At 61.4% G+C, this 22,741-nt stretch carries 24 protein-coding genes; 17 read left to right on the plus strand and 7 right to left on the minus strand.

Annotated features, from left to right (window positions below; all coding sequences use genetic code 11):
• Positions 1-73 precede the first annotated feature (73 nt).
• Positions 74-298: a helix-turn-helix domain-containing protein gene (locus tag DSM104635_RS01090; RefSeq protein WP_158764418.1), complete on the plus strand. Its 225-nt coding sequence runs from the start codon at positions 74-76 to the stop codon at positions 296-298.
• Positions 299-544: 246 nt separating this feature from the next.
• Entirely contained in the window at positions 545-718 is a 174-nt protein-coding gene (locus DSM104635_RS01095; protein ID WP_158764419.1) for a hypothetical protein, read from the plus strand.
• Positions 719-720: 2 nt separating this feature from the next.
• Here the strand turns inward: DSM104635_RS01095 and DSM104635_RS01100 are convergent, their stop codons facing one another.
• Positions 721-1,848: a hypothetical protein gene (locus tag DSM104635_RS01100; RefSeq protein WP_158764420.1), complete on the minus strand. Its 1,128-nt coding sequence runs from the start codon at positions 1,846-1,848 to the stop codon at positions 721-723.
• A 401-nt stretch (positions 1,849-2,249) separates the two neighbouring features.
• On the opposite strand from DSM104635_RS01100, the gene DSM104635_RS01105 reads away from it, so the two are divergent.
• A complete protein-coding gene (locus DSM104635_RS01105) occupies positions 2,250-2,807 on the plus strand; it encodes a chemotaxis protein CheX (protein WP_158764421.1) in 558 nt (185 codons plus the stop codon).
• A complete protein-coding gene (locus DSM104635_RS01110; protein ID WP_228445791.1) occupies positions 2,807-3,208 on the plus strand; it encodes a response regulator in 402 nt (133 codons plus the stop codon). Before DSM104635_RS01105 ends, DSM104635_RS01110 begins: the two co-directional genes overlap by 1 nt.
• 42 nt (positions 3,209-3,250) lie before the next feature.
• On the opposite strand, the gene DSM104635_RS01115 is transcribed toward DSM104635_RS01110, so the two are convergent.
• Together DSM104635_RS01115 and DSM104635_RS01120 are read right to left on the minus strand one after the other, a co-directional pair.
• A complete protein-coding gene (locus DSM104635_RS01115; protein ID WP_158764422.1) occupies positions 3,251-3,580 on the minus strand; it encodes a cupredoxin domain-containing protein in 330 nt (109 codons plus the stop codon).
• Between the two features lie 23 nt (positions 3,581-3,603).
• Positions 3,604-4,641, minus strand: coding sequence for a cytochrome-c peroxidase (locus tag DSM104635_RS01120; RefSeq protein ID WP_228445792.1), 1,038 nt, complete (start codon positions 4,639-4,641; stop codon positions 3,604-3,606).
• A gap of 170 nt (positions 4,642-4,811) precedes the next feature.
• Here DSM104635_RS01120 and DSM104635_RS01125 point away from each other — a divergent pair, with 170 nt between their 5' ends.
• From DSM104635_RS01125 to DSM104635_RS01155, 7 genes are all read left to right on the plus strand, one after another.
• Entirely contained in the window at positions 4,812-7,523 is a 2,712-nt protein-coding gene (locus tag DSM104635_RS01125) for a cytochrome b/b6 domain-containing protein (RefSeq protein WP_158764423.1), read from the plus strand.
• Positions 7,524-8,029: 506 nt separating this feature from the next.
• A complete protein-coding gene (locus DSM104635_RS01130; protein WP_158764424.1) occupies positions 8,030-10,000 on the plus strand; it encodes a TonB-dependent receptor plug domain-containing protein in 1,971 nt (656 codons plus the stop codon).
• Complete coding sequence (locus DSM104635_RS01135; RefSeq protein WP_158764425.1) at positions 10,000-10,545, plus strand: TOL_0243 family YfiR-like periplasmic protein; 546 nt, start codon at positions 10,000-10,002, stop codon at positions 10,543-10,545. Before DSM104635_RS01130 ends, DSM104635_RS01135 begins: the two co-directional genes overlap by 1 nt.
• Positions 10,542-13,568, plus strand: coding sequence for an ATP-binding protein (locus DSM104635_RS01140; RefSeq protein WP_228445793.1), 3,027 nt, complete (start codon positions 10,542-10,544; stop codon positions 13,566-13,568). The genes DSM104635_RS01135 and DSM104635_RS01140 overlap by 4 nt, the downstream gene beginning before the upstream one ends.
• A complete protein-coding gene (locus DSM104635_RS01145; protein WP_158764426.1) occupies positions 13,568-13,942 on the plus strand; it encodes a response regulator in 375 nt (124 codons plus the stop codon). The genes DSM104635_RS01140 and DSM104635_RS01145 overlap by 1 nt, the downstream gene beginning before the upstream one ends.
• A 340-nt stretch (positions 13,943-14,282) precedes the next feature.
• A complete protein-coding gene (locus DSM104635_RS01150; protein ID WP_158764427.1) occupies positions 14,283-14,483 on the plus strand; it encodes a hypothetical protein in 201 nt (66 codons plus the stop codon).
• 429 nt (positions 14,484-14,912) lie between these two features.
• On the plus strand, positions 14,913-15,086 hold the full coding sequence (locus DSM104635_RS01155) for a hypothetical protein (RefSeq protein ID WP_158764428.1): 174 nt from the start codon (positions 14,913-14,915) through the stop codon (positions 15,084-15,086).
• A 137-nt stretch (positions 15,087-15,223) separates the two neighbouring features.
• Here DSM104635_RS01155 and DSM104635_RS20140 read toward each other — a convergent pair whose 3' ends face one another.
• From DSM104635_RS20140 to DSM104635_RS01170, 3 genes are all read right to left on the minus strand, one after another.
• Positions 15,224-15,430 carry a helix-turn-helix transcriptional regulator gene (locus tag DSM104635_RS20140; protein WP_158764429.1) on the minus strand — a complete coding sequence of 69 codons (207 nt, stop codon included), beginning with the start codon at positions 15,428-15,430 and terminating at the stop codon, positions 15,224-15,226.
• Between the two features lie 96 nt (positions 15,431-15,526).
• On the minus strand, positions 15,527-16,186 hold the full coding sequence (locus DSM104635_RS01165; RefSeq protein ID WP_158764430.1) for a hypothetical protein: 660 nt from the start codon (positions 16,184-16,186) through the stop codon (positions 15,527-15,529).
• 327 nt (positions 16,187-16,513) lie between these two features.
• On the minus strand, positions 16,514-17,704 hold the full coding sequence (locus tag DSM104635_RS01170; RefSeq protein WP_158764431.1) for a tyrosine-type recombinase/integrase: 1,191 nt from the start codon (positions 17,702-17,704) through the stop codon (positions 16,514-16,516).
• 326 nt (positions 17,705-18,030) lie between these two features.
• Between DSM104635_RS01170 and DSM104635_RS01175 the strand changes: the two genes are divergently transcribed.
• The 4 genes from DSM104635_RS01175 to DSM104635_RS01190 all read left to right on the plus strand — a co-directional run bounded on the left by DSM104635_RS01175 (position 18,031) and on the right by DSM104635_RS01190 (position 20,014).
• Complete coding sequence (locus DSM104635_RS01175) at positions 18,031-18,561, plus strand: thioredoxin domain-containing protein (RefSeq protein ID WP_158764432.1); 531 nt, start codon at positions 18,031-18,033, stop codon at positions 18,559-18,561.
• A gap of 140 nt (positions 18,562-18,701) precedes the next feature.
• Positions 18,702-19,028: a 50S ribosomal protein L21 gene (gene rplU, locus DSM104635_RS01180; protein ID WP_158764433.1), complete on the plus strand. Its 327-nt coding sequence runs from the start codon at positions 18,702-18,704 to the stop codon at positions 19,026-19,028.
• Positions 19,029-19,037: 9 nt separating this feature from the next.
• A complete protein-coding gene (gene rpmA, locus DSM104635_RS01185; protein ID WP_158764434.1) occupies positions 19,038-19,307 on the plus strand; it encodes a 50S ribosomal protein L27 in 270 nt (89 codons plus the stop codon).
• Between the two features lie 131 nt (positions 19,308-19,438).
• On the plus strand, positions 19,439-20,014 hold the full coding sequence (locus tag DSM104635_RS01190) for a GNAT family N-acetyltransferase (protein ID WP_158764435.1): 576 nt from the start codon (positions 19,439-19,441) through the stop codon (positions 20,012-20,014).
• On the opposite strand, the gene DSM104635_RS01195 is transcribed toward DSM104635_RS01190, so the two are convergent.
• The gene (locus DSM104635_RS01195) at positions 20,011-20,514 is read right to left on the minus strand and encodes a RipA family octameric membrane protein (RefSeq protein WP_158764436.1); all 504 of its coding nucleotides are present in this window, start codon (positions 20,512-20,514) and stop codon (positions 20,011-20,013) included. The genes DSM104635_RS01190 and DSM104635_RS01195 overlap by 4 nt on opposite strands.
• Before the next feature lie 154 nt (positions 20,515-20,668).
• On the opposite strand from DSM104635_RS01195, the gene DSM104635_RS01200 reads away from it, so the two are divergent.
• Together DSM104635_RS01200 and DSM104635_RS01205 are read left to right on the plus strand one after the other, a co-directional pair.
• On the plus strand, positions 20,669-21,700 hold the full coding sequence (locus tag DSM104635_RS01200) for an aspartate-semialdehyde dehydrogenase (protein ID WP_158764437.1): 1,032 nt from the start codon (positions 20,669-20,671) through the stop codon (positions 21,698-21,700).
• The gene (locus DSM104635_RS01205; RefSeq protein WP_158764438.1) at positions 21,697-22,680 is read left to right on the plus strand and encodes a DMP19 family protein; all 984 of its coding nucleotides are present in this window, start codon (positions 21,697-21,699) and stop codon (positions 22,678-22,680) included. The genes DSM104635_RS01200 and DSM104635_RS01205 overlap by 4 nt, the downstream gene beginning before the upstream one ends.
• Positions 22,681-22,741: the final 61 nt, after the last annotated feature.

Here is a 22,741-nt window from a genome sequence, read left to right on the forward strand (position 1 = left end):
GCGTCGAAGCTTATTCCGGTAGTTGATCCGCCTGAAGGCGCCGGCATGCCCAAGTCGCAGTTCACACCAGCCTATGCTTCGTGAAGGCGCTGGTGCGCCGCCCAAAGAAACGGACGTCACCCAGGTCGAATTGGCTGAACGTCTCGGCAAGCCTCAGCCGTTCATTTCATCGATCGAGCAGGGCGTCCGGCGGGTTGATCTGATCGAGTTCTATGCGATCGCTCGGGCGCTCAAGCTTAGTTCGGAACTGCTGTTCGCAGAGGTGGTCCGGAAGCTTCCGAGAAACGTCGAAATCTGAGATTTTCGACCTACTACAAACAACCACTACAACCCGCTATAAATAGACGCAGCAACCCATTGAATTTGCGTGGGTTTGGCGCGGAGGATGAGTTTCCCTCCCTCTCCGCCAGCCGCATCCGTAAGTAAATGATCTTACAAAAGCAAAATCTGTTGCCCTGTCCTCGCCCCACATTTCGCCCCGGCGGCGCGGCGCAGCTTGGCCCGGTAGAAGGTCGCTTCCTTGCCGCACTTGTCGCAGTCGTTGATGGTCGAGGGCTTCGGCTTGGACGTCGCTCAGAACATCCCCGGCAACGAAAAACATCCCCGGCAACGAAAACTCGAACTATTCGAGCAATTCCTGCGTCACCCCCTGAACGCAAGGGAATACAGCCGGTGGAAACACCAAGCACAGCTCGACCGCTTTGGCGGCATTAGTTGACGTTATCTTTTCAGCGAGGCTTGGGCCGGCCAAAGCCCGGGTCCTGTGGCGAAGGCTATATCGCTCATATTCGCGAGATCGAAGAAAACGGGTTCTATAAACCCATGCATGAAGGGCTGGATGCGCTGACGGCGCAGGGTTTGGCACCAAGAATGGATTGATCCGAGCGCGGCGCGCATTTGCGCGCCGGATGCGTCTCGCATCGAGGGGACTTGGTAGCCCGCGGCCCAGGCGCCGGTCGAGGCGATAGCTGATAGCGCGCGATCACTGGGATGAAGTTCAAGCGCGACCCGCTCAAACGTGGGTTTGAGCCCGCTGATCCATTCGGTCAGCGAGATGAGCGGCGTGCCCGGTTCGACTTCGGCGACGCCGATATACATGCGTTGACGCGCGGACGAAGCATTGGCGGCCGCGTGATCGAGATAGATCGTCCGCGCCTTACGGCTCTGAAGCGTGGTTGCATGCACGCTAACACCCACGATGCCGCCCTCAATCCGTTCGGCAGCACGAACGGCTTGTTCAAACAGGCAGAGATCCAGATCTAGAAAATCGGCGTTGCGATGTGTGGCCTTCTGGGCGAAGTCGCGATTGTAGCCCATGCGAGGGCTGGCGTCCTCAACGTCGAACGCCGGCGCGCAGAAGAAGGCCGAGACGCCGCCCTGCCGGCTGGACCAGACAGGCCAAAAACGCCCAATCTCCATGCCGCTGGCCGCGCGCTCCGCGCGGGGCGGTTCTTTCACAATTCCGGCAAGGTGGGCGGCGGTGACCGCCTCCCGCTCGACATCGGCGCTGAGCGCCTTCAGCGCGTCTTCGCCGAGATAGAAGCGGATGAGCGCGTCGCGGATTTCAGCGCAACACTGCTCCGATTGCGCGTTGGCGGCGTCGGCGAAGACGACGAGAAACCCGTCACCGCAAGACACCACGGCATCTTGTGGGCCGACATGCGAGGCGATGATCTTGAGCGAGCCTTCGCGCACGAACGCCCGCATGCGTGGCCAGCGCTCGCCGGCGGCGCGGCGCACTTCGTCGAGCCCCACCAGCTTGACTTGCGCCGTTTCGATCAGGCCGCCGTCTCGCGCCGCGGTGCGCACGCGCGCCGCTAGGCGATCAATTTCCGCTGCTTCCATCATGCGCGCGTTTCCTTTTGAAGGCGCAAGCGTCATTAAAGCGCGCACTCTGCTAGGGTCGCGTTAAAATCCACACGGAAGGGTTGTAGCACTCGAGAACTAGCCAGGCGGCCTATGCACTTCAAGTCGCCCAATGGGCAGCAGCTAGCATCGAGCATAAGCGCACACCACATTCGTCCGCTCGTGCAAGCACGCGAGCGCTGGGATCGGCGACCTGCGCACTTGTCGGACGCGATGGCCTATGCCGTTAGCCATAGTGCGATCACGTCAAACGGCAGCGTGGTGTGCCGTGGAGCCCAAATAAGAACCACGCCATCCACGCTTTTTTCGCCGAAGCGCGGGAAACAGAACTCGTTTTTCATACTCTTCGCGTGTGATGCCGGCGAACTTGAGAGGGTCGCCGTATGAGTGTCCAGACCAAAGTCAGTGCGCTCGATCGCGAGATCGCAGCGGTGATGGAAGTGGTGGCGGAGCGCACGATCGCGTTCTTTCGGGAGGAATTGGGCCTGCGCCCGACGGGCGTTGATTGTCGCTTGCACCACGAAAAGTCGCTGCGGTTGCGCAGCGTCACCGCGATTGTCGGGGTAGGAACGACCGCCGGCCTCTACATCGCCTATAGCTATGATGAGGCGTTGATCCGCTCGATTACCAAGAGACACACGGCCGGAATCTCGTTCTCGCCCGACGAGGCCGACCTCTATATGCGCGAGACCGCGTCGGATGTCGTCAACATCATTATTGGCAATAGCACAGCCGACTTGGCCCAACGCGGCGAGTTGATCTCCTTGTCGCCACCGGTCTTGATGGCAGGCGCGCGGACCATCCAGGGCCGCCGCGAATCCACGATCGCGGCCTTGACCTTGACCTTTGCTGACGGTGCGCTCGACGTCGCTTTTGTTGGCCCAAAGATCCTGTTTGACGATCAGTTGAGCTATTTCACTTTCCAGGAAGGAGTTTCCTGATGAGCCTCACGGTAATGATTGTTGATGACTCGCTCATCATGATTCAAAAGCTGAAAACCATGGTCACCGAACTCGGGCACGAAGTCGTGCGCGTGTGCAAGGATGGCGAAGAGGCCGCGCGCGACTATCCGCTGGTGAGGCCGGATTTGGTGACCATGGATATCACCATGCCGGGCATGGACGGCGTCGACGCCTTGAAGGCGATCAGGGCTGGCGATCCCCGCGCACGCTGCATCATGGTGACTTCGCACGGGCAAGAAGCGATGGTTGTGCGCGCCATCGAGGCTGGCGCTGTAGGATACGTGCTCAAGCCCGTGGCCAAGGCGCGGCTCGCCGAGGTGATCGGTCGCGCGCTCGGTCAAATCCCCAAGACCTCCACAACCATGCATTGGGTTGAATAGGGCGCGCCTGCGCTTCTCACTGGCGGCAGAACCAATCGTCCGCTACTGCACCTCGACGTCCAGGCGCATGCGAGGATGGATGCCGCATATGACCTGATAACGGCCAGATGCCGTAAAGGGCACCTCCAAAGCCTGACCGGGGCGCTGCAGTCCACCATTGAAATTCATGGCGCCGCCACGGACGAGAATGTTGTGCGAGCTGCGGTCGCTGTTGGTGAACGCAATGCTGTCGCCACGCTGGAGACGGAGCGCGGCCACACTGAAACGAAGGCCCGATTGATCGACGCGGTGGCGCACGATCGCAAGCGCCGAGCCGGTCGCCAACACAGTGAGCGCGATTGCAGCGAGCGTGATTTTGACCTGAAGCTTCATGGCAGGGTTCCTTTGGGCGGGCATCATTGTGGCAAGGTCGGCGGATGGTGCGCGGCGTCCTCACTGGTGAGCGTGCCCAAGAAAGCGACGAGATCGGCGCGATCTTCGGCGCTGAGCTCGATACGTGCGAGGTCGGGCGAGAGACTTGGGCGATCGACCGGACGCGTGGCATAGAAATCGATCACGTCCTCAACGGTCTGCAGCGAACCGTCATGCATGTAAGGTGCGCGCTGGGTGATGTTGCGCAGTGTCGGGGTCTTGAAGGCGAATCTGAGCTGCTCGATGCCGGGCATCACGCCCGCCCGGCCTTCATCGTCGCGCCCAACGCCGATGTCGTGAAAACCGTCATCGGTGAAGCGCCATCCAGAATGGCAGGTTGAACAGCCGGCGCGCGTGTTGAAGAGAATGAAACCGCGCTGTGCTTGCTGGGAAATGGCGCGCTCGTCGCCGGCGATCCAACGATCGAAGGGCGCTTGGCCGGACACAAGCGTGCGTTCAAAGGCGGCGATGGCCTTGCCAATCGTGTTGATGGTGACGCCTTCATCGCCATAGGATTCCGCAAAAGCTTGGCGGTAACCCTGAATTGCGGCGATGCGGGCGATCGCTTGGGCGTGCGGCAGGTTCATTTCTCCGGGCGCCTCGATGGGCATCACCGCTTGCTGTTCGAGTGTATCGGCGCGTCCGTCCCAGAAGAAAGGGAGGCCCCAGGCCGCGTTGAGAAGGGTGGGTGTCCTGCGCGCGAGGATGCGCCCGTCACGGCCGATTGCGGTGGCCATGCCGTCCTGCCAATCGCGATTCGGCGCATGACAGGTTGCGCACGACATGGCGCCGCTGCCGGAGAGACGCGGGTCAAAGAAGAGTTGGCGTCCGAGCGCCACGCGCTCCGGTGTCGATTGGTTGTCCTCCGGCGCCGGCGGCGAACCTCGCGGACGAACATATTGAGCCTTCAGCTCGCTTAGTGCGTGATCAGCGGCGAGCCGCGCCCGTACAGCCTGAAGGCCGGCGGTCAGCAAGCCAATCGCGGCCAATCCGACGGCAAAAAGGCGCCAGCGCTTTAACAACCAAGATCCTGTCTAGCAGTCATCTTGTTGGGAGCGGCGTAAAGGGCGGCTTAATCTTGGGCCCATATTGGCGGTTTAGGGCGCAAGGCATAGGCCGAAAACGCGGTGCTATAAGCAAGGCTTTACGGGTGTTCGTGGCACAAGTCGCACAACCAGGAGCGGCGCAAGACATGGCTGAAACCCAACAACGCTACACGCGCGCACGCCAAATCCTTCACTGGACGCTCGTGGCCTTGTTGATCGCGCAGGTTTGCGCCATCGCGCTTTTCAAAAACATGAGTTCGCTCGAAGCCGGCGCGGCCGTTCTCGCCGTTCATTTCGGCATCGGCGTCCTTGTGCTGCTTGTCGCTCTTGGCGGTGTGTTCGCGATGTCGCGCGCAGGCGGACGCCCCCACGGCGTGGGGACGCCGCGACAGCAAATGCTGGCGCGCATCGCGCATGTGACCATGCTGGTTCTGGTTGCGGCACTCGCTGCAGCTGGGATCGCCACGGCCTGGGCCCGTGGAAACGCAATTCCATTGGGTGCGTTTTCGCTGCCGCCTCCCTTTGAGGCGTCGGACGAGCTCGCTGAAACTCTGCTGGGCGCTCACCGTTTGCTCGGTTTCGCATTGGGCGCGCTCGTGACGGTGCATCTGGGCGCCGTCGTCCATCATTGGCGCGCGCATCGCTTGAACGTTCTAAAGCGCATGCTTCCTGGCGAGCATCCGAGCTTGTTCCGCAACTTGGTCCCGCTCTGGGCGCAGCTTTCCGTGGCCTTCGCCGCATTGCTTTTGGTTGTGGTCTTGGTGGGTTTTGCGGCGATCTCCTCGACTGGCCGAATGGCGGCGGAGGGCGAGCGCGCCTACGACGTTTCGTTTCTCTCCCTCTCACACGCACGCGCCGCCCAAAATGGCGTGAAGGATTTGCTGCTCGTTGAGGATGGTCCGGGCGCGCCGAGCGTGCGTGAAGCCTTGGACAACATTGCTTCCGATCTGGCGATTGCGATCGAGCGCGCTCCAGACGCGTCGAGCCGCGAGCATCTGGAAGACGTAGGCGCGCGGTTGGACGCGATGCGCGCGCGCGGCCTCGATCGCGGCGAGCTTGCCCGCATCGACGCCGAACTTGAGGACGAGGCAATGACTTTGACGGGCGCCTCGTTTGCGGCGCGCGCTCACATCTCCGCCGAAGCAGCGCGCCTTCACGATCTGCTCCTCATTTTGCTGGCGCCCGCGATCCTTTTGGCGGGCCTCGCAGCGCTCATCGTCGGCGTCAACATATCGCGCCTCGTCAGCAGACTTCGAACGATGGTACGCGCGATCGGAACTGAAGAGGCCGACAGCGCAATCTCTGTTAGTGGCCAAGGTGAGTTCGCCGGCTTGATGCGCGAAGTACTGTTGAGCCGCGACGCGTTCGCCGCTCAACGCGCCCGTGCGGCGGTCCACATATTATTTGACAATGCGGAGGAGGGCTTCCTCACGGTGGACGCCGGCCTCACCGTCGGTCCCCAATACAGCGCCGCGTGCGAGGGAATTCTGGGCGAGCCCCCGGCGGGAAGATCCATTGTCGAATTGCTATGCGGCACATCGCCTGAAGCCGCCGAGGGCATACGCGCCACGATGGAGAGCGTGTTCAAGGGTTCGAGTGAATTCGCGCGCGACCTCAAGCTTGAGCTGTTGCCGAAAGAGTTCGAGCGAGGCGGCAAGTTCATCAGAGCAAACTACAAGTTCTTGACGCAAACTGGCGCGCTCATGCTCATTCTCACGGACGCAAGTGAGACGACGCTGTTGGCGCGAGAAGTCGAACGCGAACGCCGGCGTCTCGAGATGATTGTGTTGGGGTTCACCGAGGGAGAAGCATTCGCCGGCCTTGTGAATGAATATCGGCGCTTCCTCGATGTGGAGCTAAGCGAACTCATCGCGCGCGTCGATGAGGATGCTATCCGCAGCGAGTTCGCGCGCAAGCTCCACACATTCAAGGGATTGCTTGCTCAGTTCAGTTTCCCGCTCAGTCCGGCGTGTATCCACGAGGTGGAGACCCGACTTGCCGCGAACGCCTCGCTGTCCGCGGCGTCGGCCTCCGAATTGCTGGGACTGGATGGTTTGGAGGCCGTGTTTGAACAGGACTTGGCGAGCGTGAGCGATTTGCTGGGGCCTGGCTTCGATGCACCCGGCGGGCGCGTGCTTGTCCCGCAGCATCAGGTGCGTGCGATGGAGCAATTGGCGCGCGCCGCCCTCGCTGGCGCATCAGGCGCTGCATCCACGCCCATGAATCTGCTGCTGCGGACGCTCGCGAGCCTCGGAACATTCAACGCCAAATCCGCTCTTGGGCTTCACAGCCGTGGCGCGCCGGCATTGGCCATGCGGCTCGGAAAGGAATTGGAGCCCATCTTCGTTGAGGGTGACGATGTCCCGCTCTCGCCTGAGCGTTATGGCCCGTTCCTTCGTTCTCTTGTGCATGTCTTCCGCAACGCGGTTGACCACGGCATTGAGACGCCGGACGTGCGACTCGGCGCGGGAAAGCAATCCGCCGGATCCATCCGATGCGTCGTTCACGACGGTGGCGATGTCCTCAAAATACATGTCGCAGATGACGGCGGAGGCATCGATCGCGCTGTACTTGTAGGCAAGCTCATCGCGAAGGGCGAAAACAAGACCGATGTGGAGCGGCTCGCGCTCTCCGAGTTGGTCTTTCGTGAAGGATTGTCTTCACGCGAAGCGGCCGACCACGTGTCGGGCCGCGGCGTAGGTTTGAGTGCCGTGAAGGCGGAGATGGATCGCATCGGCGGCACGATTGTGGTCGAGACAGAGCTGGGGCTCGGGACAGCGTTCACGTTCATTTTGCCGCGCGAGTCCGAACTTCACGCGAAGGCGTGCGACCCGTCGTTTGAGAGCATGGCCGTATGAACGCGCTCGTTAGAACTCCAACCTGAGCCCTATGACGTGCACGCCCGCGTTGCGGAGAAATCAAGGCGGGGCTGATCTATCAGAGGACCGACAATATCCGAGCCGTTCAATTGCTGTTCGGACTGACAGAGCTCTCTTATCGGCACTCGATCGGCCCTTGGATGGATTGCCGGTGAAAACCGCCAGTTTGAGCCCAGTAATGGTTGTCCTGCAGGCGCTGTGCCGATCAGCGCTGACCGCGCCAACACGCGTGCGCTAATCACAAGGGGGTACCGTCGCCTCACGGCCTACTGCCTCTTGCGGAAGGTGACGAGGCTAGACCTAACCGGTCTGCCGAAGTCATTGTTTCATTTGCCGCACTTAGGCTCTGTGGAGAAATAGGCGGCGAAGTGCAGAGCGAAATGAAATGAAGGTCGCCAAGGCAACCTAAGATTTACTCGCCTGAGTTGAGATGTATTCTTGCTTAGGAGGCGAGGCCTTCCGTGATTCGATGGGGCTGCAGTTCGTTGGTCTTCACTGCAAGCGCCCTTCTTGGGGCGCAGGCGGCGCTGGCGGACGAGACCGTCGATCCCTTCGCGCTGACTCCTGAGCAATTGTTCAGCGCGGAAGTCATTTCGGTTTCGCGCTCCGCGGAAAGTGTCTGGGAGTCGCCCGCCGCTGTCTTTGTCATCACCGCGGCCGATATGGAGCGCGCGGGCGTGACATCGATACCTGAAGCGCTCCGCCTCGCCCCGGGTGTCCAGGTGGCGCGGATCAATACATCAGGCTGGGCCATCAGCGTGCGGGGCTTCAACTCCGCGCTCGCTAACAAGCTGCTTGTGCTCGTCGATGGGCGGGAGACTTACGATCCGCTGTTTTCGGGCGTCTATTGGGACGTGCAGGATACCGCGCTCGAGGACATCGACCGCATCGAAATCGTTCGCGGCCCGGGCGCTAGCCTCTGGGGCGCCAACGCCGTCAACGGCGTCATCAACATCATCACTAGGCGTGCGGAAGACACACAAGGTTGGCTTGCAAGCGTCGTGAGCGGCAATGCCGAAGAAGCGGGCGTCACGCTGCGCTATGGCGCCGGCGGCGATGCGGCGACGCAATGGCGCGTCTTTGGCAGGGCGTATGAACGCGGCGCGGGAGAAACGCCGTCAGGCGGTGATGACAACAGTGACTGGCGCGCTTGGCGCGGCGGCTTTCGCGTCGATTCCGAGATGAGCGCGGACGATCGTCTGACCGTGCAAGGCGATATCTATCAATCAGAAACTGGGCAATTACGTCTCGTATCGTCGCTGACGGCGCCTTTCACCGCGCTAGAGCGCGAGACCATCGAGGCAGAAGGCGCAAATCTCTTGGTGCGCTGGACTCATGAAACAGACAACGATGGCGTGTTGACGGTTCAGAGTTATTTGGATCTCACAGCGCGCGACCAACGCACCCTCTCCGATCGTCGCACAACCTTTGATCTCGATGTACAGTACGACTTTCCGTCTTTGGGGTCACACGAGATCATTGCGGGTGTTCGCTATCGATATAGCAGCGATGATATAACTCCGACCGAGATCATCCGCTCTGAAACAACAACACATCGATCGGAATTGTTGAGCGCATTCGTCCAAGACCAAATCACGCTTGCACCGGCTTGGCGGCTAACGGTTGGATCGAAGTTCGATCAAAATGACTACACCGGCTTTGAAGTCCAGCCCAACGCACGCCTGCAATGGTCGGGAGAGCGGCAGATGGCGTGGGCGTCGGTTTCGCGCGCGCTACGGTCTCCCAGCGAACTTGACCGGGAGTTCGATATCTTGCTTGCGGCCGGTCCGCCTTTTCCAATGTCGACACTGCCGCTTACGATCGAGCTCTTGCCTAGTCCGGAGTTCGAGAGCGAAGAAGTCTTGACCTATGAACTCGGATACCGCCGCCAGATCACGCGGGCGCTTGCAATGGATGTTGCGCTCTTTCACAGCGAATATGATGGTCTAGCGACGCTTACCCCGCTTGCGCCGCAGCTTGGCAGCGATCCGCCGCGCTTCATCCTTATTCCTATCGTGACCACGAACGACACGAGGGGAGAGGCCAATGGCGGTGAGGTCGTGCTTGACTGGCGCCTCAACGAAAGTCTCGGTTTGAGCTTCGCTTATAGCTCCCTCGACATCAGCCTTGACGGACCGCCGGGAGCGATCAACGCCGAATTGGCCGAAGGGCAGTCGCCGGCCAATCAGGCCAATCTTCGTCTGCAATGGGATGCGACTGATCGCTTGGCGGTCGACGCCGCAGTCTATTACGTCGACGAATTGCCTGCGCTTGCGATCGAAAGTTACGTGCGCGCCGATCTGCGCATCGGATATAGGCTAACAGATCGGCTTCAGTTGGATGTGATCGGACAGAATGTCTTTGACGACTGGCATCGCGAGTTCACGGCGCCTGGCGATGCAAATGCCGCCGCCATCGGCCGCAGCGTGTTCGGCAGGCTGACGTGGCGCCCTTGATGCGCTGTCTATCGGCGCTTGCCGCGCTAGCGATCGTGGCGGTCTCAGCCGTCGGCGACGCGTGCGCGCAGCAAACGAGCGTCCGTCTCGCCGAACAGGACATCAAGGCGGGCCTGCTCTACAATTTCCTGCGGTACACCGAATGGCCGCAGCCGACGGCATCGGGTGCCGCGATGGTCGTTTGCATCTACGGGCGCGATCCGTTCAGCGGGCGCCTGGCATCCATGTCGGGCCGCACCGTCAATCAGCGGACGATCGAGGTGCGCGTGCTCCGGGAAGCGGCGCAAGCTAACGCTTGCTCCTTGCTCTTCGTGAGTGCTGACGAACGCTCGAACTGGCCACGCCTCAGGTCACAATTGGGCGAGCGCGGCGTGCTTACCGTTTCTGACTACGACGGCTTTGCCCGCTCTGGCGGGATGATCGAGTTCACTCGGATAAACAACCGTATCGGTGTGCGGGTCAACATCGAAGCAGCGGAAGCCGCCAACCTCTCAGTCCAGGACCGATTGCTGCGGTTGGCCCGCGTTGTGAGGACGGCGCCATGAAAGCCGGCCTCGCGCTCATCAAAGCATGGAGCGCCCCCACGCTTTCAATCCGACACGTTCTGCTCCTCATCACCGCGGCGCTGACCCTGATGATCGCGTTCCTCGCGGCGCGCGATCTTTTGAGCAATGGCGAGCGGCTGAACCGCGCTCATGAACTGCGAGACGCCATCGCTGTCAGCGATCTGTTGTTCGACGCCACCGGCAAAATCTCAATTGAGCGCGACCTTGCTTTGTCGATGCTGCAAGCGAGTGACGCCGAAACGCTGGAGTCGTTGCAAGAGCCTCTGTCTGATAGCCGGCAGGCATCCGACGCCGCGATCGCAACCGCTCTGGATGCGCTTCATCGGTTTCCAGGGTCTGATCTTCTGGCGCTTCAAGATCAGCTTCGTCAGCGCCGCGACGAAATCGTCGCCATGCGACCGACAATTGATGCGGCCCTGTCCGTGACGGCGAGTGGGCGCGACAGCGCGCTCGCTTCGCGTTGGGAGGCAACGTCTACGGCGCTGATGACCGACGTTGAGAACCTCTGGCTTGGTTTCGTCCGCCCCTTTAGCAACGATGACGCGGTGTTGACGCAACATCTGCGCTACCGCCACATGCTGCGAACGATCACGGACTATACCGGCCGGGAGCGTTCCATCATCGGCCAGCTTCTGTCGGAAAACGTGAACCCGTCTTTGGAACAGACCGCTGAGTTGCTGCGAGGCCAAGGCATGCTCGACCAGAGCTGGCGCTTAAGCCGGCTTATCGCCGACGAAAGCGGCCTCTATCCGGCGATCGCGGCCGAATACAATGACGCTGAGAGTCATTACGCCACCCTTCACGACATGACGCGCGAGATGTTCTACGTGCAGGGCGCGCGGTATCGTGGCGTCTATCCGATCGGTCCAGACCTTTGGTTTGAACTATCGAGTCAGGCGTCGGAATCCCTCGCCGCACTCAGGGATGCGTCACGCAACGCAACGCGCGCCTACTTGGATGACATGATCGCCAAGATCGAGCGCACGATTTTTTTACAAGTGCTGATTTCATTGCTTGCGCTGGCTCTGTGCGGGGCTGGCTTCTGGCTCATCATGGCAAGAGCGATCCGTCCGATCGATCGCATCGTTGACGCACTCACGCGCGCGGTGCGAGGAGAGGCGGTCGACTTCGCCGGCGGCGCGCGACGCGACGACGAAATCGGTAAGCTGACGACAGTGCTGGACGCGTTCCAAGACAATCTGGAAGAGGTTCGCCGGACCGCCGATGAGTTGGATCAAACGGCCCGTGCACTTGAAGAAGAGGTGGTGGTGCGCCGCGGGGCCGAACAGCGGACCCATGAGCAGCTTGAGCGGCTGGCGCTTCTGCATCAGATCAGCCGCGCTATTGGCGAACGCCAGGATCTTGGCAGCATCTTCAAAGTCGCGGTCGGAAATGTGGAGGAACGGCTTCCCGCCGATTTCGTTTGCGTCTGCACCTATGAGCGCGCCGACAATTGTCTGAAAGTTGAGCGGCACGGCCAAGCCAGTGCAGCGCGTGCGATTGCCATGGCAATGACGGAAGGCGCTTTGGTCGCCATCGACGCCAATGGCCTTTCCCGATGCATGAGCGGACGCCTTGTTTACGAGTCCAACCTGACCGACCTGCCGTTTCCATTTCCCCAGCGTTTGGCCGAGGGTGGTCTCCGCTCCTTGGTGGCGGCGCCCCTGCAGGTCGAAAGTCAGGTGTTTGGCGCATTGATTGTGGCGCGCGCGCAGGCCGAGGCCTTCAGCAGCGGCGAATGTGAATTTCTGCGCCAACTGAGCGAGCACGTAGCGCTCGCCGCTCACCAAGCTCAGCTCAATGAGGCCCTGCAGCGGGCCTACGACGAATTGCGGCAAACCCAAGAGGTCGCAACTCAACAGGAGAGGCTTCGCGCGCTCGGCCAGATGGCAAGCGGTATCGCTCACGACATCAACAACGCGCTTTCGCCGATCGCGCTTTATACCGAATCCTTGCTCAATACGGAACCTGGGTTGAGCAAGGTCGGCAGGGGTAAGCTTGAAGTCGTTCAGCGCGCCATCGACGACGCAGCGCGCACGATCGCCCGGATGAACGAATTCTACCGCAAGCGGGATGCGGCGCTTGAGTTGGCGCCGGTGCATACAAACGTTCTGGTAAAGCAGGTGATGGATCTGACCCAGGCGCGCTGGCGAGATATGCCTCAGGAGCGCGGCGACGTCGTTGAGATGCGCACGGATTTGACCGCGGACATTCCCGCATTGCTCGGCGTTGAAAGCGAAATTCGCGAGGCGCTGACCAACCTTGTGTTCAACGCGATCGACGCACTGCCGCTCGGCGGCGCCGTGACGTTGCGAACGCGATCGACGACGGGACCAGATGGGTCAAGCGTCGATATTGAAGTGATTGACAACGGTCATGGCATGGATGAGGCGACCCGAAGCAAATGCCTGGAGCCTTTCTTCACCACCAAAGGCGAGCGCGGCACGGGTCTTGGGCTCGCCATGGTCTACGGGATGGTCCAGCGCCATAGCGCCGGGATCGAGATCGATAGCGCGCCCGGGCAGGGGACGACGGTGCGTCTCAAGTTTCAAGCGGCGACGGCGAGCGCCGACCAGACCGGAGCGCCGATTGCGCGCCCGCTGAAGCGGCTGCGGTTGCTCATCGTCGATGACGATCCAATCCTATTGCGTTCGCTTCGCGACGTGCTCGCGGCTGATGGCCATGCTGTCACCTCCGCCGCCGGCGGCGCGGCGGCATTGGAGATGATTGATGGCGCAGGGGGAGATGCGCGCGTGTTTGACGCGGTCATCACCGATCTTGGCATGCCTGGCGTCGATGGCCGGCGGGTCGCCGCCGCCGTCAAGCAAAAATCCGAAACGACGCCAGTCATTCTGCTTACCGGCTGGGGTGAACGCATGCGCGCCGAAGAAGAAACGCCGCCAAACGTCGATTCGATCGTCAGCAAGCCCCCAAAACTCGCCGAGCTGCGCGCGGTTCTCGCCGCGCATTGTAGCGCGAACGTCCAGACCAGGAGCGCGTAATGACGAAGGGCCGGATTTGTCTGATCGACGACGATAGCTTTATCCGCGATGCGCTTGCTCTAGGCCTAACCGACGGCGGCTATGATGTTATGACAGCGCCAGGCGCGGCGGCCGGTCTCGACTTGGTTGCGCGCCAGGGCGCGGACGCGATCGTCACAGATCTCAACATGCCCGGCACAAGTGGCGCTCAACTCATCGCAGAGGCGAGGATCGCCTGGCCAGACATGCCTATCGTCGCGATATCCGGTGAGGTCGGGGCGAACGCCGCCACGCTTGCGCGCAGTTTCGGCGCTAACGCGTATTTGCAAAAGCCGTTCTCCGCACGCACTCTCATCATGCTCCTGGAAGAACTCAGATCGCAGAACCAGTCTTAGTCGGCGTTTTGGCTTAACGCCGTTAGCCATGCAATTGCTTGCGCTGGCTTTGTCCGCTGCGCGCAACAAAATCCACGCTCCAGCAGCGCGTTTGTCCCGCCACAAGATTGATCCCCGACCTTCGGCATGGAGCGGATTACAAGCGGCGCTAGACCTTCAGACCATAACGAATTTAGCGCTGCGGCGCAGCGACACTGTGCGCGTGCTTCAAAAAAGGGCCCTTGCACATGTCACCCGTAACGGACCTCATGCAGCTTGCGCTTCAGCTTCGCGCCATATCGCGCGACGATGGATCGATTGACGCAGCACAGGTGCGTTTGACCGGCTTAGATGAGCCGAAGTGACCGCTCGATCGCTGACGGCGGACGGTTTCGCCGATTTGATCGCGTCCAGTCTAGGTGGCGAACCTGAACTGACGGCCAGAGAGTGCCTGCTTCGCAATGACATCACCGAAGCGCGCGTGTTCTCGACGCGCGAGCGGCGCGTTGTCGGACGTTGGTTGGCGCCGGTTCGCCGTGACTGGATGCAGGCTTGCCTATGATAGCGAGTTCATTTTGAACGGCGCCCATCGCGGTCAGGAATTTCTGTCACTCGACTTGGCGATCCTGGATCAGGCTCATCAACGTGCTAGGGAGGAAGATCAGCGCGCGCTCGCGATCGGGTTCACGGTGCACGCATCGACGCTGCAAGCCCGAAAGAGCCGGGAGGCGTATCTCGCCGCTGTCGTCAACGCGCCGCCCGAATTCAAAAACCGCGCTATCATTGCCATCGCTGAGATCGAGCGCGGGACTCCACTTATCTCAATCGCGGAATGGTGCTGCACGCTTCGAACCTTGCTGACGCGGGTGTGCTTGGATTTCCATTATATCGATCACGCTATTGCCAGCATCGGCAGCACTGGCGCGTGGGCAGCGGGCTTCATCTGCCGATCTATTCAGGCGCCCAGAAGGGTCCGCGCGCGGCGCGCACGATGGAACAAATTCGTTTCTGGTCCAAGGCGCTGTACGGCCAAGGCATGCGCCTTGCGGTCAACGGTTTTCGGGAACCGGATTTCGTTGAGGAGGCTCGGGGCGCCGGCGTCGATATCGCAACGAGCGATGTGCTTTGGCCGTTCAACGAAGGGAAGTTGAGCTTGGCTGCGTGAAGTTGATGAGTAACGTCTGTAATCGGGAAACAGAGAGCGAATACACTCGTGTACCCGACGCGCTCGTTGCCGTTCAGAGTTGAAGTCGAGGCAAGGCCGTCGCGGCTGGGTGTTCTGTTTCGGCGCCGGAGTCGAAGCTAGCCAGCGCCATCAAGCAACAGGGCTTGAATGTCTGTGGCGCGCCAAGCTGTGATCCGTGGCCCAAGCTTGACCGGTTTTGGATAGCGGCCTGATTTGACCCCGGCCCACCAAGTCGATTTGCTGACCGGCAGGGGACCGTGCGGAGCTATGATCGACGATAGGCGAAGCAGCGCGCCACTGGGCAGCTCAGCAGGGATCGGCATGGGCGGCAGCCTCGTTTGCGATTGAGTCTGCTGGCTAACCCCGATCCCACAGCCATTGGCCGAATTCGGAAACCGAATTGCTCACCGCTATCAGATTCAATCCGGGATAGCGTGCTCGATGTCGCCTGCTGAGCACCGCAACCAATCGAGCGCGGTCTGCTCGTCAATGGTGATGCCAAACCCGGCCAAGCTCTCGACGATCTGCCTGGTTGCCTGCGTTCGCCCGCCATCTGGCCGATAGCCGTAGCGCGCCATCGCCATGCCGAGGATAAGCTTCTTGACTGAGCGCGCCTCGTTTGGGCTGAGCGCGGGCTTCTTGGACTTTGCTGCGACGGCTGGCGTCCATTCGTCCCGCGCGCGCAACAGGCTTTCCAGCTCGACCACGCGGTGTTCGTAGGCTTCGCAGCGTGTGGTCAGCGTCTCGGCCAGGTGTCGCCAATCGGCAATCGGCCCGCTGTGTTGCTTGACGGCCTCTTTGAGGCGTTGCGAGCAGGGAATGGCGTTGCTGGCCGTCCACGACAGAAATCCGGCAGGCTCAACCAGATGCGCAAGCCTGCCGGTCCGAGCGTGGTTCATGACCAACGCGACACGCTTGGTGAGTGCGGTGCGCGTTGCGTCTGCGAGATCGCCGGTGTCGATCGCCTCGGGATCGATATCCAAGGAGAGCGCGGCACTTTCGGGAATCGACCAGCGCGCCATCCGGGCCCAATGGGTATAATCAGGAAGGGTGGACGGTTCGGCAAGGGTTGCGGGCATCGATCATCCTTGAGCTTGATCTGACCCCGCAGCGCATTCCTATCAGCACGCGCGGAGGCATCTCACTTCGTGCAACCGGCAGGACTCTGGCGGAGCGCCGATACGCTTTCTGGGATGAACCCGTTCATTGGCGCGCTGATATCGTTTTGTATCGCGTCTGAGTTGCTCTTGGGTCCCGGTTGATTTGGATTTGATATGTTTTGGCTCGCCGTTGAATTGGATTTGAGTTGAGAACGAAGCCAACGTGAAGGTCAGCGTCAAGCTCGCCTGAAGCGCTGTTCAAGCTGTCTCTGGAGCTTTCCTTGGCGCGTCGCGAGGCTTGATCCATCACCCGGCGCGAAGCGGCACGATGTCGGCGCTCTTGGCAGTGGCGTAGGCCGCCCAAGCGCTCATCAGCTGGCGGCGCTTGTCGAGCAAATCGCCGCGCCGGTAGGCCGCTTCGGCTTTGTCCCGGATCGTGTGCGCCAGCGCCATCTCACAGACTTCGCGAGCAAAGTTGGTGCGTTCCGCTGCCCAGTCGCGAAAGCCGGAGCGGAAGCCGTGCGCGGTGACCTCCAAGTCCATGCGGCGCAACGTCGTCAGGAACACCATGTTGGACATCGGCGTCTCGCGCTTGCGCCCCGGAAACACCAATGTGCTATCGCCGGCCAGTTCCTTTGCTCGCGCCAGAATCTCGACAGCGCGGGGTGAAAGGGGAATGCGGTGGGCGCGTCCCGCCTTCATTCGCTCGGGCGGGATCGTCCAGATCCGTTCGTCCAAGTCGAACTCGGTCCAGCCGGCGTTCAGCGTTTCGCTGGTGCGCGTCGCGGTGAGAATGAGCAGTTCGAACGCAAGTTTTGCTGGTTCGCCCACGGTGCTTGCGCGGAGCGATCGGATGAACCGGGCGATCTCGGCATAGGGGAGCGCTGCATGATGGCGCTGACGATCAGGTTGCTTGGGAAGACCTCGCGCCACCCCATCAACGGGATTGTCTCCACTGCGATGGCCGGAGGCCTTGGCCCAATCGAACACCGATCGCATCCGCTGCCTCACCCGGCGTGCGGTCTCCGCTTTTGCGAGCCATATAGGGGAGAGTACGCGGAGCACATCCGGCGCGGTGATCTGATCAACCCGCATGGCGCCAATGATTGGAAACGCATAGTCGGTCAGTGAATTGATCCACTGATCGCCGTGCTTAGGGTTTCGCCACGCTGGCGCGTGTTGCTTGTGTACGGCCCGCGCAGCTTCGGTGAACGTCGGTGCGGTTTGGCGGGCCTTGCGCCGCTCGGCGAGGGGATCGCCACCGTCGCGGGCGATCTTGCGGTAGGTGCGCGCGGCCTCGCGCGCCTCAGCCAGCGTAACGAGCCGGAGCCCGCCCAAACCAATGTCGCGGCGACGACCCTGCACGACGGTACGCAAAAGCCACCGCTTCGCGCCTGAACTATCGACAACGAGATACAGCCCGTTGCCGTCGGCATAGCGCCCCGCCAGTTTCAGGCTTCGTGTCCTTAGAGGCGTCAGAGCAAAGTGAGGATGCATCAATCGTCCGTCGAATCGCGCCCCACAATCGCGTCCACATTTCGGAGTCGATCATGCCGATGTCGGCTGTCCAAGCTCGGACAACGATCGCGGGAAATCTTACGTCAACTCAAGGCGCTAGCGGACTAAGCCGGACAACATCAGACTTCAACGCGAGGGACTCCCTCTCCGCCAGGGCCTTACTTCCGTCACTTGGGCGCGGTGGTTAGAACATCTCGTCGTTCGAGGTGGTGATGACGGTTTCACGCAGAATTATTCTTGGCGCCAGCGCCGGGTCCGCGTGCGCGGTTTTGTGTCCTTCAGGCGCGGCCGCGCTCGAAGGGGACATGACACTGGGCGATGCGTCGGCGCCGGCGCAGTTGGTTGAATACGCTTCGCTCACCTGCCCACATTGTGCAGCGTTTCACGCGGAGGTGTTTCCGCGGATCAAGGCCGAGTACATCGACGCGCGCCGCATCGGCTTCACACTGCGCGAGTTTCCGACCCCGCCGATGCCGGTGTCTTTCGCGATGTTCCAACTCGCCCGTTGCGGCGGCGCGAACGCCGAAACCTATTTCGACCGCGTCGGCATCCTGTTCCAGGAGCAGCGTGCGGTTCTGAGTTCAGGCACCGGAGAAGGCGTGCGCGCCGCTCTGATCAACATCGGCGCTCGCTGGGGTCTCAGCGAAGATCAGGTGGTCGCCGCGATGATGGACCAGGAGGGCGTCACGCGGGTGACGGCCACGGTCGAAGATGGCCACCAACGGTTCGATGTCCACGGAACGCCGGCCTTGGTGCTCAACGACCGGCTGTTGGAGGGACCCACGAGCCTGACATATGCCGGGCTCTCGGCTACCCTGAACGCCGCGCTGTCCTGAGCAGCTGAAAAGAGCCGGAAAACGTCCCGGACCCGCATTGACGGGCGCCTAGCCCTTCCCTTATATCCCCGTTCCCCGCCCGGGCGAGCTTCGTCCGGGCGCGCTTAGTTTTTACGGCTCCGGAGCCGGGTAGGTCTGAAATGTTCGCGGTAATCAAGACGGGCGGCAAGCAATACCGGGTGGCCAAGGACGACGTGATCGTCGTCGAGAAGCTCGAAGGCAAAGCCGGCGGCAAGATCACGTTCTCCGACGTCCTGATGACGGGCGACGGCAAGTCGCTGAAGCTCGGCAAGGATCTCGGCGGCGTCACCGTCACCGGTACGCTGGTCGAGACCAAAAAGGGCGACAAGATCACGGTGTTCAAGAAGCGCCGCCGCAACACCTATCGCCGCCGCGCCGGTCACCGCCAAGCCGAAAGCCATGTGCAGATCACGGCGATCGGCAGCGCGAAGCAAGACAAGGAATAAGAGGGCGTCATGGCTCACAAAAAAGCTGGTGGTAGCTCCCGCAACGGTCGTGACTCGCCGGGCCAACGCTTGGGCGTGAAGCGCTTCGGCGGCCAGCGCGTCAATGGTGGCGAGATCCTCGTCCGTCAGCGCGGCACCAAATTCCATCCGGGTTCAAACGTCGGCCTTGGCCGCGATCACACGCTCTTTGCCCTTTGTCAGGGCCAAGTTGCGTTCGCAACCAAGCGAGACGGCCGCACTTACGTGTCGATTATGCCGGCACAGGTAGCAGCCGAGTAAGGCGAGAACGGAAGAGACCTTCCCGGATCGCCTTCAAAGGGCGATCCGGTTCCCGAGATAGCGTGGGGCGCCCGGATCAAGGCGCCCCATTTTCTTTGCCCCACGCGTTAGAGCCAAACAGGAGCGGCTCCATGCGTGACGTGATCCAGATCGAAACCAAGCGGCTGAAATTGCGCGGCTTGCGCATCAGCGATGCAGCGCGCGTTGCGCAGCTCTGCGGCGATCCCGGCGTTGCGACCATGATTGCACGCACACCGCTTCCATATCTCGAAGTCGCCGCCGAAGGCTGGATCATGACGCTCAACGCCAAGAAGCGCGCGGGCGATGAGTTCGTGTTCGCCGCCGAATTGCCGGGCGAGGGGCTGATCGGCGTGATCGGCGCACACCAACGCGGCGCGTTCGAGTCAAGCGACGGATTCGAGATCGGCTATTGGTTCGGCCGGCCCTATTGGGGCAAGGGCTTCGCATCGGAAACGCTGACTGGCTTCTTGTCGGAGGCGAAGAAGCTCGGCCAATTGCTGGCCGGCCACTTCGTCGACAACCCTGCGTCGGGGCGCGTGCTTCAGAAAGCCGGTTTCGCCTACACCGGAGAAACAGCGCCGCTGTTCTCCCTGGCGCGCGGCGAAACGGCGTTGGCCAAACGCATGCGCTATGCGCCGGACGAGAAGCGACTCGATCCGGACTTGCACCAGGCGGTCGCCGCCTAGTTGACGCCGATGCGACGCAGGATGTCTGCAAAGCCATCCTGCGTCGTCGCCCAGAGCGCATCGATGTTTTCGCCGCCGATCTGCACCGCGAAGAACACGGCGTAGCCGATGATGAAGAGCACCGGCATCGCTTGCTCGAGTGAGAACCATCGCATCGCGCGGCGCTTGCCGGTGATGCTTTCCCACTCGTCGCGGATCGGATGCACCCCGAGCGCGTCCTCCATCTTGTAGATGTTCTTGTACTTCGCCCCGAGCAGCACCGTGTAATAGCTGTTCGACGTGCGCCAGATCACGCAGGTCAGCGCCAAAGCGAAGGCGCAGAGCGAAAACAGCAACGGATTCGGCAGCCCTTCGCTGCTGGCAAGAAACCCTAGCGCACTCATGCCGGCGATGTTGAGCGTCATGAACACGTTCGAGAGTTCGCGTCGCGCCCGCCGCGCCTCGCGGACGTCCTCGACGAGGAGCTTGTAGATTTCGATCGTGGTGTTTGCGTCTGGCACGTGCAGTCCCCACCGCTGTTTGCCTCGATCACGCAGGTTTAAGTGTCGCTTATGGCTCTGGATAGCCCCGAGGCCTTGGAAATGCCCGAGATTCTAACTAGGTGTCGGATCAGCGGCGCCGCATGATCGTGGGCGCTGTGGGAGAGCTTTTGTCATGGGTTTGCGCGTAGCCGTCGTCGGCGCCACCGGGAACGTGGGCCGGGAAATGTTGACCATCCTCGAAGAGCGGCTGTTTCCTGCCGACGAAGTGGTGGCGCTCGCCTCTCGCCGTTCCGTCGGCGTCGAGGTCAGTTACGGCGACAAGACGCTCAAGATCAAGGACCTCGAGACCTACGATTTCTCCGGAGTCGATCTCGTGCTGATGAGCGCGGGCAGCAAGGTGTCGAAGGAATGGTCGCCGAAGATCGGCGCGACCGGCGCGGTGGTGATCGACAATTCCAGCGCCTGGCGCATGGACCCGCGCGTGCCGCTGATCGTGCCGGAAGTGAATCCGGAAGCCATCACCGGCTACGACAAGCTCAACATCATCGCCAACCCGAACTGCTCGACCGCCCAACTCGTCGTCGCGCTGAAGCCGCTGCACGATCACGCCAAGATCAAGCGCGTCGTCGTGGCCACCTACCAATCGGTCTCAGGCGCCGGCAAGGACGCCATGGAAGAGCTCTGGATGCAGACCAAGAAAATCTACGTCAACGACGAGATGGTCAAAGAGCACTTCACCAAGCAGATCGCCTTCAACGTGATCCCCCACATCGATGACTTCATGGAGGATGGCTACACGAAGGAAGAGTGGAAAATGATGGTCGAGACCAAGAAGATCATGGACTCGTCGATCAAGCTCACCGCCACCTGCGTGCGCGTACCGGTGTTCGTCGGTCATTCCGAAGCCGTCACCGTCGAGTTCGAGAACCCGATCAGCGCCGAGGAAGCGCAAGACATCCTGCGCGAGGCCCCGGGCGTCATGCTGATCGATCGCCGCGAAGACGGGGGCTACATCACGCCGGTGGAATGCGTCGGCGAGTTCGCGACTTACGTGTCGCGCGTCCGCACCGACCCCACCGTGGACAACGGCCTCTCGCTCTGGGTCGTTAGCGACAACCTGCGCAAAGGCGCGGCGCTCAATGCCGTGCAGATCGCCGAGCTGATGCTGAACAAGGGCTTGTTCAAGCGCATCAAGGCCGCGTGAGAAACTCGCTCGGGTCTCTCAATCAACAGTGCGCGGAGCTCTACACGAATTGGGGCATCGCGCACCAAGGCTGCATGGCGCCGGATTTGCTCGTGTCGCAGCATGCGATGGAGGCCGAGAGCCACTTCGCGATCATCGAAGAGAGCGTTAGCCGCGTCCACACGCTGATTGAAACGAACCGGCTCTTGCCTGGCGAGTTTTCGGCCATCGCGCTGGCCTCGTACGCGCTCGACGGATACGCGGGATCGCTCACACGCGTGAGCCACGAGGACTTGCTGCTGAACGGCTGGGCCGATTCCGTGATGTTCAAGGGCGCGATTGCGGGATTCGAAGCTTTGGGCTTCCCCGAGAGTGCGCGACTGGTGGAGGACCTTGCTCAATTCCTCTCTGAAAACCGAGACCGCGTGGGCCGCCACCTAGGCGACTTGATCAGGGGTAAAGGGGGCGCCCCCTATTGTACTGAGCGGCTCGCAGGGTTCGACGACCGAACGGGTTGGCTCGATGATGGCAACGCGCTCGGCGGTGCGTGGGCCGAGTGGTTGCGAGCGCACGCATGCGTCTCGGACGCCAATGAAACAATACGACCGCCAGCGGATGTGTTCGACGCGCGAAAACCACGGGAAGATTGGCGGCAAAACACGCCAACTCGTGAGCAGTTGAAGGCCATGGAAGGGGTAGCGCGAACGCTATCGGCGCGCGCCAAGACGAAAATCGGCAACCCGCGCTCTGTTATCAAGGAAAAGCTAAGCAAGTTCATTCCTGGAGACGATCCAATCCCGGTCATGTCTTGGGATTACGCGCAAAAGAGTTTGCGCGACGCCGTGGCGACGCTCGACACGTCGTACTATTCGGTTGTCGTGACGCCGCCCCGTCGTGACGGCCCCGCCGAAGCGCTGGTGTTTTTCAGAGACGCCCCGCCCGCCTTGGCTAGAGTTGCTCTTGCGCCGTTGCAATACCGGCAGTGCGCCTTGCTCGCATAAGCGGTTGTGAGCTGCGCTGACATCCGTTGTTACAAAAAGTGTATCGGCCGCGTGCTGCAAA

The organism is Terricaulis silvestris, assembly GCF_009792355.1.
In the GTDB taxonomy this organism is placed as follows: domain Bacteria; phylum Pseudomonadota; class Alphaproteobacteria; order Caulobacterales; family Aquidulcibacteraceae; genus Vitreimonas; species Vitreimonas silvestris.

Excerpts from the sequence above, each read along its gene's own strand:
- DSM104635_RS01165 (WP_158764430.1), bottom strand. The coding sequence starts at position 16,186 with ATGCCCGCAACCCTTGCCGAACCGTCCACCCTTCCTGATTATACCCAT.
- DSM104635_RS01140 (WP_228445793.1), top strand. The coding sequence starts at position 10,542 with ATGAAAGCCGGCCTCGCGCTCATCAAAGCATGGAGCGCCCCCACGCTT.
- DSM104635_RS01145 (WP_158764426.1), top strand. The coding sequence starts at position 13,568 with ATGACGAAGGGCCGGATTTGTCTGATCGACGACGATAGCTTTATCCGC.
- rplU (WP_158764433.1), top strand. The coding sequence starts at position 18,702 with ATGTTCGCGGTAATCAAGACGGGCGGCAAGCAATACCGGGTGGCCAAG.
- DSM104635_RS01100 (WP_158764420.1), bottom strand. The coding sequence starts at position 1,848 with ATGATGGAAGCAGCGGAAATTGATCGCCTAGCGGCGCGCGTGCGCACC.
- DSM104635_RS01200 (WP_158764437.1), top strand. The coding sequence starts at position 20,669 with ATGGGTTTGCGCGTAGCCGTCGTCGGCGCCACCGGGAACGTGGGCCGG.
- DSM104635_RS01175 (WP_158764432.1), top strand. The coding sequence starts at position 18,031 with ATGACACTGGGCGATGCGTCGGCGCCGGCGCAGTTGGTTGAATACGCT.
- DSM104635_RS01190 (WP_158764435.1), top strand. The coding sequence starts at position 19,439 with ATGCGTGACGTGATCCAGATCGAAACCAAGCGGCTGAAATTGCGCGGC.
- DSM104635_RS01155 (WP_158764428.1), top strand. The coding sequence starts at position 14,913 with ATGGAACAAATTCGTTTCTGGTCCAAGGCGCTGTACGGCCAAGGCATG.
- DSM104635_RS01090 (WP_158764418.1), top strand. The coding sequence starts at position 74 with ATGCTTCGTGAAGGCGCTGGTGCGCCGCCCAAAGAAACGGACGTCACC.
- DSM104635_RS01110 (WP_228445791.1), top strand. The coding sequence starts at position 2,807 with ATGAGCCTCACGGTAATGATTGTTGATGACTCGCTCATCATGATTCAA.
- DSM104635_RS01115 (WP_158764422.1), bottom strand. The coding sequence starts at position 3,580 with ATGAAGCTTCAGGTCAAAATCACGCTCGCTGCAATCGCGCTCACTGTG.
- DSM104635_RS20140 (WP_158764429.1), bottom strand. The coding sequence starts at position 15,430 with ATGCCGATCCCTGCTGAGCTGCCCAGTGGCGCGCTGCTTCGCCTATCG.
- DSM104635_RS01135 (WP_158764425.1), top strand. The coding sequence starts at position 10,000 with ATGCGCTGTCTATCGGCGCTTGCCGCGCTAGCGATCGTGGCGGTCTCA.
- DSM104635_RS01095 (WP_158764419.1), top strand. The coding sequence starts at position 545 with ATGGTCGAGGGCTTCGGCTTGGACGTCGCTCAGAACATCCCCGGCAAC.
- DSM104635_RS01170 (WP_158764431.1), bottom strand. The coding sequence starts at position 17,704 with ATGCATCCTCACTTTGCTCTGACGCCTCTAAGGACACGAAGCCTGAAA.
- rpmA (WP_158764434.1), top strand. The coding sequence starts at position 19,038 with ATGGCTCACAAAAAAGCTGGTGGTAGCTCCCGCAACGGTCGTGACTCG.
- DSM104635_RS01125 (WP_158764423.1), top strand. The coding sequence starts at position 4,812 with ATGGCTGAAACCCAACAACGCTACACGCGCGCACGCCAAATCCTTCAC.
- DSM104635_RS01105 (WP_158764421.1), top strand. The coding sequence starts at position 2,250 with ATGAGTGTCCAGACCAAAGTCAGTGCGCTCGATCGCGAGATCGCAGCG.